Annotated in this window: 27 protein-coding genes; all 27 read right to left on the bottom strand. The window is 37.2% G+C overall.

Annotation, left to right across the window (positions count from 1 at the left end; genetic code table 11):
- Window positions 1-82: 82 nt before the first annotated feature.
- Complete coding sequence (gene truA, locus FD688_RS02575) at window positions 83-883, bottom strand: tRNA pseudouridine(38-40) synthase TruA (protein ID WP_138741674.1); 801 nt, start codon at window positions 881-883, stop codon at window positions 83-85.
- Between the two features lie 9 nt (window positions 884-892).
- Window positions 893-1,687: an energy-coupling factor transporter transmembrane component T family protein gene (locus FD688_RS02570; RefSeq protein ID WP_138741673.1), complete on the bottom strand. Its 795-nt coding sequence runs from the start codon at window positions 1,685-1,687 to the stop codon at window positions 893-895.
- Window positions 1,680-2,555 (bottom strand): energy-coupling factor transporter ATPase, encoded by an 876-nt coding sequence (locus FD688_RS02565; protein WP_138741672.1) that lies wholly within the window; start codon window positions 2,553-2,555, stop codon window positions 1,680-1,682. The genes FD688_RS02570 and FD688_RS02565 overlap by 8 nt, the downstream gene beginning before the upstream one ends.
- Window positions 2,525-3,373, bottom strand: a complete 849-nt coding sequence (locus FD688_RS02560; protein ID WP_412174673.1) for an energy-coupling factor transporter ATPase — start codon at window positions 3,371-3,373, stop codon at window positions 2,525-2,527. Before FD688_RS02560 ends, FD688_RS02565 begins: the two co-directional genes overlap by 31 nt.
- A gap of 155 nt (window positions 3,374-3,528) precedes the next feature.
- Window positions 3,529-3,912 carry a 50S ribosomal protein L17 gene (gene rplQ / locus FD688_RS02555; RefSeq protein WP_034531537.1) on the bottom strand — a complete coding sequence of 128 codons (384 nt, stop codon included), beginning with the start codon at window positions 3,910-3,912 and terminating at the stop codon, window positions 3,529-3,531.
- A 21-nt stretch (window positions 3,913-3,933) separates the two neighbouring features.
- Window positions 3,934-4,884, bottom strand: coding sequence for a DNA-directed RNA polymerase subunit alpha (locus tag FD688_RS02550; RefSeq protein WP_034531535.1), 951 nt, complete (start codon window positions 4,882-4,884; stop codon window positions 3,934-3,936).
- 73 nt (window positions 4,885-4,957) lie between these two features.
- Entirely contained in the window at window positions 4,958-5,347 is a 390-nt protein-coding gene (rpsK, locus tag FD688_RS02545) for a 30S ribosomal protein S11 (RefSeq protein WP_034531534.1), read from the bottom strand.
- Window positions 5,348-5,370: 23 nt separating this feature from the next.
- A complete protein-coding gene (gene rpsM / locus FD688_RS02540) occupies window positions 5,371-5,736 on the bottom strand; it encodes a 30S ribosomal protein S13 (RefSeq protein ID WP_034531532.1) in 366 nt (121 codons plus the stop codon).
- A gap of 27 nt (window positions 5,737-5,763) precedes the next feature.
- Window positions 5,764-5,880 (bottom strand): 50S ribosomal protein L36, encoded by a 117-nt coding sequence (rpmJ, locus tag FD688_RS02535; protein WP_034531530.1) that lies wholly within the window; start codon window positions 5,878-5,880, stop codon window positions 5,764-5,766.
- A gap of 33 nt (window positions 5,881-5,913) precedes the next feature.
- The gene (infA, locus tag FD688_RS02530) at window positions 5,914-6,132 is read right to left on the bottom strand and encodes a translation initiation factor IF-1 (protein ID WP_034531529.1); all 219 of its coding nucleotides are present in this window, start codon (window positions 6,130-6,132) and stop codon (window positions 5,914-5,916) included.
- A 158-nt stretch (window positions 6,133-6,290) separates the two neighbouring features.
- Window positions 6,291-6,941 (bottom strand): adenylate kinase, encoded by a 651-nt coding sequence (locus FD688_RS02525; protein ID WP_318530871.1) that lies wholly within the window; start codon window positions 6,939-6,941, stop codon window positions 6,291-6,293.
- 30 nt (window positions 6,942-6,971) lie between these two features.
- Entirely contained in the window at window positions 6,972-8,288 is a 1,317-nt protein-coding gene (secY, locus tag FD688_RS02520; protein WP_053796776.1) for a preprotein translocase subunit SecY, read from the bottom strand.
- Complete coding sequence (gene rplO, locus FD688_RS02515; protein ID WP_034531523.1) at window positions 8,289-8,720, bottom strand: 50S ribosomal protein L15; 432 nt, start codon at window positions 8,718-8,720, stop codon at window positions 8,289-8,291.
- Window positions 8,721-8,745: 25 nt separating this feature from the next.
- Window positions 8,746-8,928, bottom strand: coding sequence for a 50S ribosomal protein L30 (rpmD, locus tag FD688_RS02510; protein ID WP_034531522.1), 183 nt, complete (start codon window positions 8,926-8,928; stop codon window positions 8,746-8,748).
- A 14-nt stretch (window positions 8,929-8,942) separates the two neighbouring features.
- Complete coding sequence (gene rpsE, locus FD688_RS02505) at window positions 8,943-9,446, bottom strand: 30S ribosomal protein S5 (RefSeq protein WP_034531520.1); 504 nt, start codon at window positions 9,444-9,446, stop codon at window positions 8,943-8,945.
- Window positions 9,447-9,466: 20 nt separating this feature from the next.
- Entirely contained in the window at window positions 9,467-9,823 is a 357-nt protein-coding gene (gene rplR, locus FD688_RS02500; protein WP_080695536.1) for a 50S ribosomal protein L18, read from the bottom strand.
- 54 nt (window positions 9,824-9,877) lie between these two features.
- Window positions 9,878-10,417, bottom strand: a complete 540-nt coding sequence (rplF, locus tag FD688_RS02495) for a 50S ribosomal protein L6 (protein ID WP_034531517.1) — start codon at window positions 10,415-10,417, stop codon at window positions 9,878-9,880.
- Between the two features lie 31 nt (window positions 10,418-10,448).
- Entirely contained in the window at window positions 10,449-10,847 is a 399-nt protein-coding gene (rpsH, locus tag FD688_RS02490) for a 30S ribosomal protein S8 (RefSeq protein WP_034531516.1), read from the bottom strand.
- 33 nt (window positions 10,848-10,880) lie between these two features.
- Window positions 10,881-11,066: a type Z 30S ribosomal protein S14 gene (locus tag FD688_RS02485; RefSeq protein WP_034531514.1), complete on the bottom strand. Its 186-nt coding sequence runs from the start codon at window positions 11,064-11,066 to the stop codon at window positions 10,881-10,883.
- A gap of 18 nt (window positions 11,067-11,084) precedes the next feature.
- The gene (gene rplE, locus FD688_RS02480; RefSeq protein WP_034531513.1) at window positions 11,085-11,627 is read right to left on the bottom strand and encodes a 50S ribosomal protein L5; all 543 of its coding nucleotides are present in this window, start codon (window positions 11,625-11,627) and stop codon (window positions 11,085-11,087) included.
- 28 nt (window positions 11,628-11,655) lie between these two features.
- Window positions 11,656-11,964, bottom strand: a complete 309-nt coding sequence (gene rplX / locus FD688_RS02475) for a 50S ribosomal protein L24 (protein WP_034531511.1) — start codon at window positions 11,962-11,964, stop codon at window positions 11,656-11,658.
- 32 nt (window positions 11,965-11,996) lie between these two features.
- Complete coding sequence (rplN, locus tag FD688_RS02470) at window positions 11,997-12,365, bottom strand: 50S ribosomal protein L14 (protein ID WP_054450328.1); 369 nt, start codon at window positions 12,363-12,365, stop codon at window positions 11,997-11,999.
- A gap of 52 nt (window positions 12,366-12,417) precedes the next feature.
- Complete coding sequence (gene rpsQ / locus FD688_RS02465; protein ID WP_138741669.1) at window positions 12,418-12,678, bottom strand: 30S ribosomal protein S17; 261 nt, start codon at window positions 12,676-12,678, stop codon at window positions 12,418-12,420.
- Window positions 12,679-12,702: 24 nt separating this feature from the next.
- Window positions 12,703-12,897 carry a 50S ribosomal protein L29 gene (rpmC, locus tag FD688_RS02460; protein ID WP_034531506.1) on the bottom strand — a complete coding sequence of 65 codons (195 nt, stop codon included), beginning with the start codon at window positions 12,895-12,897 and terminating at the stop codon, window positions 12,703-12,705.
- On the bottom strand, window positions 12,887-13,321 hold the full coding sequence (gene rplP, locus FD688_RS02455; protein WP_034531505.1) for a 50S ribosomal protein L16: 435 nt from the start codon (window positions 13,319-13,321) through the stop codon (window positions 12,887-12,889). The genes rpmC and rplP overlap by 11 nt, the downstream gene beginning before the upstream one ends.
- Window positions 13,322-13,323: 2 nt before the next feature.
- Window positions 13,324-13,995: a 30S ribosomal protein S3 gene (gene rpsC, locus FD688_RS02450; RefSeq protein WP_034531504.1), complete on the bottom strand. Its 672-nt coding sequence runs from the start codon at window positions 13,993-13,995 to the stop codon at window positions 13,324-13,326.
- A gap of 12 nt (window positions 13,996-14,007) precedes the next feature.
- A complete protein-coding gene (gene rplV, locus FD688_RS02445) occupies window positions 14,008-14,355 on the bottom strand; it encodes a 50S ribosomal protein L22 (RefSeq protein ID WP_034531503.1) in 348 nt (115 codons plus the stop codon).
- Between the last annotated feature and the right edge of the window lie 4 nt (window positions 14,356-14,359).

The following is a 14,359-nucleotide window of genomic DNA, read 5'->3' as shown; positions in this document are numbered from 1 at the left end:
ATATAAGTTTCCGGGGCTTATTGTGGGGCAAACAATACCATGCTTTATACTACAATTTTTTAATTATAAAGTCAACCTAAAATCATCTTTGATGATGAGGTAGTTTTGTAGGATGAGCAGGATCATCTCCCTCATAGTATACATGTTTTAAGTATAGTCCGCTAGCGGGAACAGTTCTTCTCGCTTCTGTTCTATCCTTAATTTCATATAGTCTTAAAATATCATGCACTTCCCTTGAACCAGAACCAATTTCAACTAAGACTCCTACCATGATTCTTACCATGTTATATAAAAAACCATTACCATAAAATTCAAATATCAATTCATTTTCTTTTTCATCAATTCTACATTTTGCTTCATAGATGGTTCTAACATTGGTTCTAGCAGAAGAGCCTGAGGCAACAAAACTAGTAAAGTCATGTTCTCCAATCAAGTCTTTTAGTGCAATGTTAATCTTTTCGATATCAACGGGGAAGCGCCATTGAGCTGTATACCTACGTTTAAAAGGGTTACGGAACTCACCCATATCCATTCGATACATATATCTCTTCCCAGATACATCGTATCTAGCATGAAAATCGCTTGGAACTTTTTCTACTTTTTTAATTTGAACATCCAAAGGCAACATACTGTTTAATGCCTTTAGCATATTTTCTTCAGGAAGGTCGTATGGAAAGTCAAAATGAGCAACTTGTCCTAAAGCATGTACTCCTGCGTCTGTTCTACCAGAACCATATACAGTAATTGCTGGCTCCGGATTTTTGGCCATCTTATTAACAATCTTAGTCAAGATTCCTTCGATTGTTCTTTTCTTTGGCTGACGTTGAAAACCGTAAAAATCGGTTCCATCGTAAGCCATCGTGATTTTATAACGATATGACATTTTTATTATCTAACTCCTATATATAAATATAACTATCGCCATGACTAAAATTAATAGCATGCATACAAAATCATTTGGTTTCCATTTGAATACATGAAAGTGAGAGCGTTGCTTATTAGTCTGATATCCTCTTGCTTCCATCGCGATGCTTAAATCGTCGGCGTGCTTAAATGCACTAACAAACAAAGGAATCAATAGTGGGACAAATGCCTTAACACGTTTGATTAATCCCCCATCACCGAAATCTACACCACGAGAACGTTGTGCATCCATGATTAATTTAGTTTCATCAGTCAATGTTGGTACAAATCTCAATGAAATCGAGATCATTAAAGAAAATGTTTCAACTGGAAATTTAAATCTCTTTAGTGGCTTTAATAGTGAACTAATACCCTGTGATATCTCAAGTGGTGATGTCGTTAGTGTCAACACGGTCGACATCGCAATAATTAGCATAAAACGAATAGTTAATACAATTGCGTTTAAAATCCCATAGCTGGTTAATTTAATAATTCCCCACGAAAAGTACACGTGACCACCTGATCCAAAGAACACCTGAATCATGACTGTGAAGATAATCACCCACAGCATCGGCATTAATCCCTTGATAAAGTATCCAAAAGAACACTTGGATAACATGACAAATAACAATACAGTCGCAGCCATTACAACATATGTAATTAGATTGTTGGCAAAGAAAACCATGATGATATATGCAAATGCGATTAACATCTTGGCAGCCGGATTCATTTTATGAATTATTGAGTTACCAGGAAGGTATCTTCCAAATATAAAGTTATTCATCCTTATCTTCATTCCTTAATTTATTAATGATGCCGTTAATCAATTCATCTGCATCTAAAGATAACTTATCTAGTTTTACACCTTTATCAGCTAACTCCTTGGTAATCTTAACAGTCTCAGGCACTTGTAAATCATACTTATTCAAGAAATCCACGTCAATGAATAGTTCATCAGGGTAACATTTTTTAACAACTTTTCCTTCACTCATTACAACCACTCGATCCGAATATTTAGCGACGTCATCCATTTGGTGGCTGACTAAAATGATAGTCATTTTTTCTTCTCGATTAAGTCTTCTAATCAAATCAAGAATATACTGTTGCCCTTCAAGATCTAAACCAGCTGTTGGCTCATCCAATACCAATATTTCAGGATTCATTGCTAGGACACCGGCAATCGCTACCCTTCTTTTTTGGCCACCTGAAAGATCAAATGGTGACTTTTTCATTAAATCACGGTCTAAATGTACCAAGTCAGCTGCATGCATTACAGTATCTGTTAATTCTTCTCCACTAACACCAAAATTACTTGGTCCAAATGAAATATCTTCCTCAACGGTTTCAGCAAATAATTGTTGTTCTGGAAACTGAAATACCATTCCAATCTTTTGTCTCAACTGCTTTAAATGTTTGTTATTAGTATGACTTGTAATTTTCTTATCACCAATTGTGACACTCCCACTAGTTGGTTTTAACAGTGCATTAATATGTTTAATCAATGTCGATTTACCACTACCAGTCTTACCTATAATTGAAACAAAAGAGCCGCTCTTTATCTTTAAATTCACATCTTCTAGAGCATTAAATTCTAATGGCGTATTCTCTTGATACACATGGCTTACATTTTTGAATAATATTGCGTTATCCATTCTACAATCTCCTCGTCATTCAAATAGTCATCAGAAATATCAAAGCCCTCTTCTTTTAATCTCAAACGTAATTGTTCTGAGAAAGGTAACTTTAAACCATATTCCTCAACGTTATCTAATTCTGTGAACAGTTTTTGTGGAGTGGTATCCAATACCATACTACCATCACGAATTAAAATCGTCCGGTCTGATTTCTCGATTTCATTAATATCGTGCGAAATCGATAATACAGTTAAATTATACTTTGTTCTAACCTCATTAATCAAATTTGTTATTAAGTGTTTTGCTTTTGGATCCAACATGCTAGTAGCTTCATCTAATATAATAATCTTTGGATTCATCGATAAGATTCCCGCAATTGCAACACGTTGTTTCTGTCCACCAGATAGTCTGGTTGGATCTTTTTCAGCATAATCCAACATATCAACATCTGTTAACGCTTTTTCAACAGCTAACCTCATTTTATCTTGAGGAATATTTCTATTTTCTAAACCAAATGCAATATCGTCTTGAACGGTTGATGCTACGAATTGGTTATTAGGATCTTGGAAAACAATTCCAATTCTATCTCTTATGTCATTAACTGTATCTTCGTTTAAGTCGATTCCATCGACAGTGATACTACCACTTTGAGCCTTTAATAAACCATCTAGTAAGCTAATTAATGTTGATTTACCACTACCATTTTTTCCAATAATAGATACCCATTCACCTTCATTAATATCAAAAGATAAATTATTTACCGCAAATTTTGTTGAATCAGTATATTTAAATTTTAAATTTGATACATTAATAATCTTACTAGACAATTCATCCACCCCGTTTAAATTTATGTATAAAAAAATCACTAATAGGCTATTGATGCGAAGCAAAGCTCCATTCAAGCTAGACTTGGGGCTTGCCCATCATCATAACGCTTTATATCAATAGCCCTAGTGATTTGTTGTTACTATTAAATTAAGTTTACGATTAATTAATCAACTAATTGTAAAATAACCATTGATGCACCGTCACCACGACGAGGCATAGTCTTTAGAATACGAGTGTAACCACCGTTACGTTCTGCATACTTAGGAGCAATTTCATCAAATAGCTTTTGTAATGCAGTAGTAACAGTTACGTCATCACCATCTTCTTTAGCATCAGCAACTACATTTTGTAGGAAAGCTGCAGCTTGACGACGAGCATGAAGATCTCCACGCTTACCAAGAGTAATCATCTTTTCAGCAGTTGAGCGTACTTCTTTAGCACGAGCTTCAGTGGTCTTAATTTCACCGTTTACTAACAAGTCAGTAGTTAGGTTACGTAGTAATGAACGACGGTGTGCACTAGTACGTTGTAATTTACGGTAACTCATAAATGGATATCCTCCTTTATACTAATCTTCTTTACGCAATGACAATCCAAGGGCTTCTAACTTATTCTTTACTTCAACAAGTGACTTACGTCCTAAGTTACGAACCTTCATCATGTCTGCTTCGCTTTTGTTGGTTAATTCTTGAACAGTGTTGATTCCTGCACGCTTCAAACAGTTGTATGAACGAACTGATAAGTCCAATTCTTCAATTGTCATTTCAAGCATCTTTTCTTTGTGTGTTTCTTCCTTTTCAACCATAACTTCAGTGTTCTTGGCTTCATCGGTAAGATCAACAAACATTGCAAGATGGTCATTTAGAATCTTGGCTGCTAAACTAATTGCTTCACTAGGAGTGATGGAACCATCAGTCCAAACGTCAAGAGTTAGTTTGTCAAAGTCAGATCTTTGACCAACACGTGCGTTTTCAACTTGATAATTAACACGTTCGATTGGGGTATAAATGGAATCAACTGGTAAGACACCGATTGGCATTCCATCATTACGAGCCTTATTCTCATCAGCAGAAACGTATCCGCGACCCTTGTTTGCAGTCATTCTCATATGGAATGTAGAACCTTCAGCAACTGTAGCAATGTGTAAGTCTGGATTTAAGACAGTTACATCACCATCAGCCTGAATGTCTCCAGCAGTTACTTGAGCTGGACCTGTAACATTGATTTCCATTTCTTTGTCTTCGCCATCTTCGGCATCCAACTTCAATGAAATCTTTTTAACATTTAAAATAATTTGAGTTACGTCTTCTACAACACCAGGTACTGTAGAAAATTCATGTAAAACATCATCAATTTGAATGCTAGTTACGGCTGCACCAGGTAAAGATGAAAGTAAAATTCTACGCAACGAGTTTCCAAGAGTTGTTCCGTATCCACGTTCTAGTGGTTCAACAACAACTTCTCCATAATTATCAGTTTCATCAATCTTATGAATATTAGGTTTTTCAAATTCAATCATTCTTATCTTCTACCCCTTTCAAAACGCTCTGAGTTAAATATTAATTAGTCCATCATACAGAGATGAGAATAAATTAAACTCTACGACGCTTTGGAGGACGAGATCCATTATGTGGAACTGGAGTAACATCACGAATAGCAGCAACTTCTAAACCAGTTGATTGAAGTGCACGGATAGCTGATTCACGACCTGAACCAGGACCTTTAACAGCAACTTCAACAGTCTTCATACCATGTTCCATAGCTGTCTTAGCAGCGGCTTCTGAAGCCATTTGTGCAGCAAATGGAGTTGATTTACGACTTCCACGGAATCCTAAAGCACCAGCAGATGACCAAGCAATTGCATTACCTTGCATGTCGGTAATCATAACTAATGTGTTATTAAAAGTAGAATGAATGTGAGCAACACCAGATTCGATGTTCTTCTTTACTCTACGCTTACGAGAACCTTTCTTTTGAACCATGATTTACTAACCTCCTTTATTTATTATTTTTTCTTACCAGCAATAGTTACTTTTTTACCCTTACGAGTACGGGCGTTGTTCTTTGTGTGTTGACCTCTAACAGGTAAACCACGACGGTGACGCATTCCACGGTAAGAACCAATTTCTTGAAGCTTCTTGATATTCATTCTTACTTCACGACGTAAGTCACCTTCAATTTTGTAATTGTCAACAACTTCACGGATTTTATCTTCTTGGTCTGGAGTTAGATCACGAACACGAACATCTTCTGAAACGCCAGCCTTTGAAAGGATTTCAGCAGCTCTGCTTTGACCGATTCCAAAGATGCTAGTTAGACCAATAACGATACGCTTATCACGTGGTAAATCAATTCCGGCGATACGAGCCATTCAAACACACCTCCTGTTTATATAAAATTACTTACCTTGTCTTTGTTTATGTTTTGGATTTGAGCAAATGACCATAACACGGCCTTTTCTCTTAATTACTTTACAATTTTCACACATTGGTTTTACTGATGGACGAACCTTCATTATATAACCCTCCTATACTTCAAGACAGTATCCTTACTTATAACGGTAAGTAATACGTCCCTTGCTTAAATCATATGGTGACATTTCAACTGTGACACGATCACCAGGTAAAATACGAATGTAATGCATTCTAATTTTACCGGAAACGTGAGCTAAAATTTCGTGACCATTTTCTAGTTCAACACGAAACATAGCATTTGGTAAGGTTTCGCTAACCTTACCTTCAATTTCAATAACATTATCTTTAGACAAAGAATTTTCCTCCTCGAAAAATACGATTACTACATAAAGGTAGCCAAATGCCAAGATATTATCGACAAAGACCGCCATGTAGCTAATCGCAAATACACATGGGTTAGTTTATCACACAAACATACTTCCAGCAACAATGCTAGCCGCAGAAGCAATTACTAGAATTGCTTAAGTATTTTGTCAATGTCTTTAGTAACATCATCAATATCTTGACCACCATCAACAGTGAATAATAAATCACGTTCTTTGTAAAAATCAATTAATGGTGTATTCATCTTGATGTTTACATCTAAACGATTCTTAACTGTTTCAGGCTTGTCATCACTACGTTGATAAAATTCATGGCCACCACAAATATCACAAGTATTTTCAACTTTTGGCATTTTGTATAGCTTGTGGTAAGTGGCACCACAGTTCTTACAAATAAATCTACCAGAAAGTCGATCAACAAGAACTTTAGGGTCAACGTCAATATTTATAACAGCATCCAATGGACGATCAAGCTCTTTACAAATTTCTTGTAAAGCATTTGCTTGTTCGATTGTTCTAGGAAAACCGTCTAACATATATCCTTTTTTAGTATCATCTTGTGCAAGACGATCTTTAACAATTCCACATGTTACATCATCAGGAACCAAGTTCCCTTTGTCAATATATTGTTTTGCCTTTAATCCCATTTCAGTTTGGTCTTTTATAGCGGCACGAAAGATATCTCCAGTAGAGATATGTGGAATACCATAATTTTCAATAATGGATTCAGCTTGTGTACCTTTACCAGCTCCAGGAAGCCCCATTAAGATTAAGTTCATTGACATATTTAATTACCTCCATTCACACTTTTATAAATCATTTGGACGAGGTGATTGAATGAATCCAACATATTCTTGTTTCATCATTAAACCACGAATTTGTCTAATTGTTTCGATGGCAACACCAACAACAATTAGTAAACTAGTACCACCTAAACCGATGGATTCGTCTAAGCTCCAAACGTTTTGTGCAATTAAAGGAATTAAAGCAACAATTCCTAGGAATAGGGCTCCAACTACGCTAAGTCTCATTAAGACTTTTGATACGTAAGTTTGAGTTCCATTTCCTGGCCAAACACCTGGAATATAGCTTCCTTGTTTTTGCAAGTTTTCTGAAAGTTTTTCAGGATTAACTTGAACAAAAGCGTAAAAGAATGTAAAGACAACAATTAATACAGTGTATAAGGTAGCACCAGAAAGAGTTTGCATATTAAATACGTTACTCAATACTTGGTACCAACCATCACCAGAATGTTTACCTGCAAAGAAAAGCAAGATTGCTTGTGGTGTTGAGATAAACGAACTGGCGAAGATAACAGGGATAACACCAGCAACGTTAACCTTTAAAGGTAGGTAACTATTGTCACCAGCGCCTGTTTCTCTTCTAGTATATTGAATTGGAATCCTACGTTCAGCTTGTTGGAACCAGGTAACAAAAGTAACAATTATTAGAATTACAACGAATAGCGCAACTAAGAATAAGATAGAAGGCCATAATTGTGAAGAAGTATCTCCAACGATGTATTCCTTATATAGTTGTTGAACTCCTGTAGGAATTCTTGCGATAATACCGGCGAAGATGATCATTGAAACACCTTGACCGATACCACGATCAGTAATCATGTCACCCATCCAAGTTGTTAACATTGAACCACCGGTTAAAATTAAACCGATACTCAAATAAGTAGCAGGACCAGGATTTTGAACAAGGTTCAAACTGCTTAAAGTGTTAAATCCGGCTGTAATTCCAATAGACTGCACGAAAGCAAGAAATACTGTAAGTATTCTGGTAACTTGGTTTAACTTACGTCTACCCACGTCACCTTGTTTGCTCCATTCAACAAAACGAGGAACGATGTCCATTTGTAATAGTTGAACGATGATTTGCGCAGTAATATATGGTGAAACACCCATAGCAAATAGTGAATAGTTAGTTAATCCACCACCACTAAAGGTGTTTAAAATGCTAACCAAGCCAGATGAAGCAACGCTTTGGAGTGCTTTAGCATTTATACCAGGAACTGTAATATAAGCACCTAATCTAAAAACAATCAATACTCCCAAAGTAAACATGATTTTATTTCTAATATCTTTTACCTTAAAAGCGTTTTTCAAGGCTGATAGCATCTAGATCACCTCGATCTTACCGCCAGCATTTTCGATGGCTGATTTAGCAGCATCAGAAAATTTATTAGCCTTAACAGTTAGCTTCTTGTTAAGTTCACCGTTACCTAGAATCTTAATTCCATCCTTGGCACTCTTAACGATACCAGCTTCCATTAAAGTTTCTGGTGTAACTTCAACACCGTCGTCAAATTGATCTAAAGTAGATAAGTTAACGATAGCGTATTCCTTACGGTTAATGTTAGTGAAACCACGCTTAGGAATTCTACGGTAGAAAGGCATTTGGCCCCCTTCGAATCCAACACGTGTCTTACTACGAGCCTTTTGACCCTTTTGTCCACGACCAGAAGTCTTACCTTTACTTCCTAATCCACGACCTAGACGTTGTCTTGATGAACGTGAACCTTCGGCAGCTTTTAATTCATGTAATTTCATTTGAAGTGCACCTCCTTGTTATTTATTACTTAACTTGTTCAACTTTAACTAAGTGTGCGATATGGAACAATGCTCCACGAGTTGCTTCGTTGTCAGGTTTAACAACAGTACTGTTAATACGACCTAAACCTAGCGCCTTAACAATTTTACGTTGTTTGGGGAGACGGTGTTCTGCACTGTGAGTTAAAGTAATCTTTAATTGAGCCATCTTCTAACCCCTCCTTATTCTGCTAAATGTTGAGCAGAAACGCCACGTAAAGTAGCAACTTTTTCTGCACTCTTCAATGCTTTTAGTCCTTCAAAAGTAGCACGAATAGCATTGATTGGAGTATCTGAACCTAAACGCTTACTTGTAACATCGTCAATACCAGCTAATTCCATAACTGAACGAACGGCACCACCAGCGGCAACACCAGAACCTTCTTCAGCAGGTTTTAACATGATCTTACCACCACCATAAGTACCGATAATTTCATGAGGAATAGTAGTACCAACCTTAGGAACACTAATTAAGTTCTTACGACCATCTTCAACAGCCTTACGGATAGCATCTGGAACTTCTTGAGCTTTACCAGTACCAAATCCGACGTGACCATTTCTATCACCAACAACAACTAAAGCAGCAAAACGTAGACGACGTCCACCTTTAACAACCTTAGTAATACGGTTGATTGATACGACAGTATCTTCAAGTTCTAATTTATTTGGATCAATAAATTCAGCCATTGCGGTTATTCCTCCTTTTATTAAAATTCTAGTCCGTTTTCACGTGCAGCTTCAGCAAGAGCTTGTACACGTCCATGGTATAAGTAACCACCACGGTCGAAAACAACATTTTTAACATTTTTTTCAACGGCACGTTTGGCAACTAAAGCACCAACAGATGATGCTTGTTCAGTCTTGTTTGAACCGTTAACTTCTTTGTCTAGAGTTGAGGCACTAGCAAGCGTAACACCCGCTACGTCATCAATAACTTGAGCGTAGATGTTTTTGTTAGAACGGTAAACGTTCAAACGTGGGCACACAGCAGTACCAGAGATTTTGTTACGGACACGCAAGTGACGACGTTGACGTGTCTTATTTTTATCTGGTTTATTAATCAAAATAGTCACCTCTTAAATATTAATTAAAATAGTTAAGCAATGAGAGTTAACTCATTACTTACCTGTCTTACCTTCCTTACGACGTACAACTTCGTTTTCGTAACGAATACCTTTACCCTTGTAAGGTTCAGGTGAACGAACAGCACGAACACGAGCTGCAAAGTCACCAACGTGTTCTTTGTTGATACCGCTGATAGTAATAGTTAAACTATCTGGAGTTTCAACCTTAAGATCATCATTGATTTCCATTTCAACAGGGTTGGAGTAACCAACGTTTAATTCTAGGACAGAACCTTTAGCTTGAGCACGGTAACCAACACCGACAAGCTTAAGTGTCTTAGTAAAACCATTTGATACACCTTCAACCATGTTGTTTAAGTTAGCACGCATAGTACCGTGCATTGCACGGGTCTTGTTATCGTATCTAACTGCTGGTTCAAAAGTTACAACGTTATCATTAACGTTCATCTTGATAATTGGTGAGAATTCACGAGTTAGTGAACCCTTAGCACCTTTAACAGTTACGTTGTTACCTTCAGTTGATAATTCAACACCTTCAGGTAAAACAATCTTTCTGTAACCAATACGACTCATTTCATTACACCTCCAATTCAAGCAAAAAGTATTACCAAATGTAAGCTAATACTTCTCCACCAATTTTTTTAGCACGAGCTTCTTTATCGGTGATAACACCTTCAGAAGTTGAGATAATTGCAATACCTAAACCATTTAATACCTTAGGAATTGAATCAGATTTTACGTATGAACGTAGACCAGGTTTTGAAATACGTTTCAAACCAGTGATAACACGTTCATTGTTCTTACCATATTTTAGGAATACGCGGATAACGCCTTGTTTGTCGTCTTCAACGTATTCAACATCGCGAACAAAACCTTCACGTTTTAAGATTTCAGCAATGTTGTTTTTGATTTTTGAAGCTGGAACTTCAACTGAATCGTGACGAGCCATGTTGGCGTTACGAATTCTAGTTAATAAGTCAGCGATTGGATCTGTCATGGACATTAACGTAGACCTCCTATCTAATTATAGTTAATTTTACCAACTTGCCTTCTTCATACCAGGGATTTGGCCTTTGTGCGCAAGATCTCTGATGCATAGACGGCATAAATGAAACTTCTTGTAAACTGAATGAGGTCTACCACAGCGTTCGCAACGAGTGTAATTTCTTGTTGAGAATTTAGCAGGACGTTCACTTTTTACAACTAATGCTTTTCTAGCCATATTATTTATACCCTCCTATTATTTTGCAAATGGCATACCGAATTGAGTTAACAATTCTTTGGATTCTTCGTCAGTGTTAGCAGTTGTAACAATAACGATATCTAATCCACGTACACGGTTAACGTTATCGTAGTTAATTTCTGGGAAAATTAATTGTTCACGAACACCAAGTGTGTAGTTACCACGACCGTCAAATGAACGGTTGTTAACACCATGGAAATCACGAACACGTGGTAATGAAACGTTAACTAACTTGTCTAAGAAGTCATACATACGTTCACCACGTAGAGTAACTTTGGCACCAATTGACATACCTTCACGTAAACGGAAGCCGGCGATTGATTTTTTAGCCTTTGTTACTAAAGGTTTTTGACCAGAAATTAGAGTTAATTCTGAAACAGCTTCGTCTAAGTTCTTAGCGTTAGTAACAGCGTCACCAACACCCATGTTTAGAACGATCTTTTCAATTTTTGGAGCTTGCATAACTGAAGAGTAGTTAAACTTTTCAACTAATGCTTTTGTAATTTCATTTTTGTACTTTTCTTGTAAACGGTTTGACATGGAAAGGTATCCTCCTTTCAATTAAATTTTAATCGATTGATTTGTTTGATTTTTTAGAAATACGAACTTTCTTACCATTTTCAATTTTGAATCCAACCTTAGTTGGTTCGTTAGTTGAAGGATCAATTAACATAACGTTTGAAACATGAATAGGAGCTTCAACTTCATTAATGCCACCTTGTGGGTTAGCTTGTGAAGCTTTTTGATGTTTCTTAACAATGTTAATACCTTCAACGATTACGCGATCTTTTGAAGCGATAGTCTTGGTAACAGTACCTTCTTTACCTTTATCCTTACCACTAATAACGCGAACTTTGTCACCGGTTTTAATAAACATTTCTTGGCACCTCCTTGGTTGACATTGATTAATTAAAGTACTTCAGGGGCTAGAGAAACGATCTTCATGAATTCGTTGTCACGTAGTTCACGTGCAACTGGTCCGAAAATACGAGTTCCCTTTGGACTTTTATCATCTTGAACAAGTACGGCAGCATTTTCATCGAAACGGATGTATGAACCATCTGCACGACGTGATACTGACTTAGTTCTTACGATTACAGCCTTAACAACGTCACCCTTTTTGACAACGCCACCTGGTGTTGCTTGTTTAACAGTAGCAACAACGATATCACCGATACCTGCATATCTTCTGCTTGATCCACCTAAAACTTTGATAGTTAAAAGTTCACGAGCACCTGAGTTATCAGCAACTTTCAAACGACTTTCTTGTTGAATCATTAGCTAATACCCTCCTTCCGGTATTTACTCAGAATACGATAAAATTCTTATGTTAGATAATAACAGCTTTTTCAACGATATTAACTAGACGGAAATTCTTAGTAGCTGATAGCTTACGTGTTTCCATAATTTCTACAATATCGCCCATCTTAGCTTCATTGTTTTCATCATGAGCCTTGTACTTCTTTGAGTACTTAACACGTTTTCCGTAAGTAGGATGTGTTTTGTAAGTTTCAACAACAACAGTAATGGTTTTGTCCATCTTGTCTGAAACAACACGGCCTCTGTAGACCTTACGCATATTACGTTCCATATTACATTGACCTCCTATCGTATTCTATTTGTTTAGTTCTTGTTGACGCAAAGCAGTTTTGATACGTGCAATGTTCTTACGAACTTGCTTCAATCTTGCAGTGTTTTCCAATTGACCAGTAGCTAATTGAAAACGAAGGTTGAATAGTTCTTCTTTGTAGCTTTGTTCTTTTTCATGCATTTGAGCAGTGGTTAGTTCATTAATTTCTTTAGCCTTCATTTGATTCGCCACCTACTTCCTCACGTTTAATAATCTTTGTTCGAACAGGAAGTTTAGCTGAAGCTAAACGTAAAGCTTCTAGAGCAACTTCTTCAGAAACTCCACCAACTTCGAATAGGACTTTTCCACGTTTAACTGGAGCAACCCATCCTGCTGGAGAACCTTTACCATTACCCATACGAACCCCTACACCTTTTTCAGTGTATGACTTGTGAGGGAAAATCTTAATCCAAACTTTCCCACCACGCTTCATATGTCTTGTCATAGCAATACGACAAGCTTCGATTTGACGGTTAGTGATCCAATGTGAATCGATTGATTGTAAACCAAATTCACCGAATGAAACAGTGTTTCCACCCTTTGAATGACCACGTAACTTACCACGGTGTTCACGACGGAACTTAACACGTTTTGGTACTAGCATGTTTATTTCCCTCCTTTATCGTTTTCTTGAGCATCGTTAACTGCTTGTGGTAAAACTTCACCACGGTAGATCCAAGTTTTTACACCAATTGATCCGTAAGTAGTGTGAGCTTCTTCCCAAGCGTAATCGATGTCTGCTCTTAGTGTATGCAATGGAACAGTTCCTTCAGCGTATGCTTCCACACGTGACATATCTGCACCATTTAGACGACCAGCAACTTGAGTTTTGATACCCTTAGCACCGGCACGACGAGAGCGTTGCATTGATTGACGCATTGCACGACGGAATGCTACACGGCCTTCCAATTGACGAGCAATGTTTTCACCAACAAGTTTTGCATCTAAATCAGGTTTCTTGATTTCGATGATGTTGATGTGAACTCTCTTACCTGTTAAATTGTTTAATTCTTTACGAAGATTTTCGACTTCTGATCCGCCTTTACCGATAACCATACCTGGTTTAGCAGTGTGAATTGATACGTTAACACGCTTTGCAGCACGTTCGATAACAACTCTTGATACGGAAGCGTCAGCGAGTCTCTTGCTAATGTATTCACGGATTTTTAGGTCTTCGTTAAGATCGTTAGCAAAGTCAGCTTTTTCAGCATACCATTTTGCGTCCCAATCGCGAATAACTCCGACACGTAATCCAGTAGGATTTACTTTTTGACCCACGGCTAATCCCTCCTATTTTTCTGATACTACAACTGTGATATGACTAGTACGTTTGTTGATTGGAGAAGCAGAACCTTTTGCTCTTGGACGGAAACGTTTTAAAGTTGGTCCTTCGTTAACAAAAACTTCGCTTACTACCAAGTCTTCACGATCTAAATCAAAATTATTTTCTGCATTTGCTACAGCTGACATTAAAACTTTTGAAACAACTGGTGAAGCTCCTCTTGGAGTGAACTTCAAGATTGCAGCTGCTTCTGAAACGCTTTTACCTCTAATAAGATCAACTACAAGGCGGACCTTACGTGCGGCAATGCGAACAGTTCTAGCAGTAGCTTTTGCTGATGTAACTTGTTCAGCCATTTGT

Origin of the sequence: Apilactobacillus kunkeei, from assembly GCF_005930975.1 — a bacterium.
Lineage (GTDB): Bacteria > Bacillota > Bacilli > Lactobacillales > Lactobacillaceae > Apilactobacillus > Apilactobacillus kunkeei_E.
This window is presented reverse-complemented; position numbering and strand designations above follow the sequence as displayed.

Excerpts from the sequence above, each read along its gene's own strand:
- truA (WP_138741674.1), bottom strand. The coding sequence starts at position 883 with ATGTCATATCGTTATAAAATCACGATGGCTTACGATGGAACCGATTTT.
- FD688_RS02570 (WP_138741673.1), bottom strand. The coding sequence starts at position 1,687 with ATGAATAACTTTATATTTGGAAGATACCTTCCTGGTAACTCAATAATT.
- FD688_RS02565 (WP_138741672.1), bottom strand. The coding sequence starts at position 2,555 with ATGGATAACGCAATATTATTCAAAAATGTAAGCCATGTGTATCAAGAG.
- rplQ (WP_034531537.1), bottom strand. The coding sequence starts at position 3,912 with ATGAGTTACCGTAAATTACAACGTACTAGTGCACACCGTCGTTCATTA.
- FD688_RS02550 (WP_034531535.1), bottom strand. The coding sequence starts at position 4,884 with ATGATTGAATTTGAAAAACCTAATATTCATAAGATTGATGAAACTGAT.
- rpsK (WP_034531534.1), bottom strand. The coding sequence starts at position 5,347 with ATGGTTCAAAAGAAAGGTTCTCGTAAGCGTAGAGTAAAGAAGAACATC.
- rpsM (WP_034531532.1), bottom strand. The coding sequence starts at position 5,736 with ATGGCTCGTATCGCCGGAATTGATTTACCACGTGATAAGCGTATCGTT.
- rpmJ (WP_034531530.1), bottom strand. The coding sequence starts at position 5,880 with ATGAAGGTTCGTCCATCAGTAAAACCAATGTGTGAAAATTGTAAAGTA.
- FD688_RS02525 (WP_318530871.1), bottom strand. The coding sequence starts at position 6,941 with ATGAACTTAATCTTAATGGGGCTTCCTGGAGCTGGTAAAGGTACACAA.
- secY (WP_053796776.1), bottom strand. The coding sequence starts at position 8,288 with ATGCTATCAGCCTTGAAAAACGCTTTTAAGGTAAAAGATATTAGAAAT.
- rplO (WP_034531523.1), bottom strand. The coding sequence starts at position 8,720 with ATGAAATTACATGAATTAAAAGCTGCCGAAGGTTCACGTTCATCAAGA.
- rpmD (WP_034531522.1), bottom strand. The coding sequence starts at position 8,928 with ATGGCTCAATTAAAGATTACTTTAACTCACAGTGCAGAACACCGTCTC.
- rpsE (WP_034531520.1), bottom strand. The coding sequence starts at position 9,446 with ATGGCTGAATTTATTGATCCAAATAAATTAGAACTTGAAGATACTGTC.
- rplF (WP_034531517.1), bottom strand. The coding sequence starts at position 10,417 with ATGAGTCGTATTGGTTACAGAAAGATTGTTTTACCTGAAGGTGTTGAA.
- rpsH (WP_034531516.1), bottom strand. The coding sequence starts at position 10,847 with ATGTCCATGACAGATCCAATCGCTGACTTATTAACTAGAATTCGTAAC.
- FD688_RS02485 (WP_034531514.1), bottom strand. The coding sequence starts at position 11,066 with ATGGCTAGAAAAGCATTAGTTGTAAAAAGTGAACGTCCTGCTAAATTC.
- rplE (WP_034531513.1), bottom strand. The coding sequence starts at position 11,627 with ATGTCAAACCGTTTACAAGAAAAGTACAAAAATGAAATTACAAAAGCA.
- rplX (WP_034531511.1), bottom strand. The coding sequence starts at position 11,964 with ATGTTTATTAAAACCGGTGACAAAGTTCGCGTTATTAGTGGTAAGGAT.
- rplN (WP_054450328.1), bottom strand. The coding sequence starts at position 12,365 with ATGATTCAACAAGAAAGTCGTTTGAAAGTTGCTGATAACTCAGGTGCT.
- rpsQ (WP_138741669.1), bottom strand. The coding sequence starts at position 12,678 with ATGGAACGTAATATGCGTAAGGTCTACAGAGGCCGTGTTGTTTCAGAC.
- rpmC (WP_034531506.1), bottom strand. The coding sequence starts at position 12,897 with ATGAAGGCTAAAGAAATTAATGAACTAACCACTGCTCAAATGCATGAA.
- rplP (WP_034531505.1), bottom strand. The coding sequence starts at position 13,321 with ATGCTAGTACCAAAACGTGTTAAGTTCCGTCGTGAACACCGTGGTAAG.
- rplV (WP_034531503.1), bottom strand. The coding sequence starts at position 14,355 with ATGGCTGAACAAGTTACATCAGCAAAAGCTACTGCTAGAACTGTTCGC.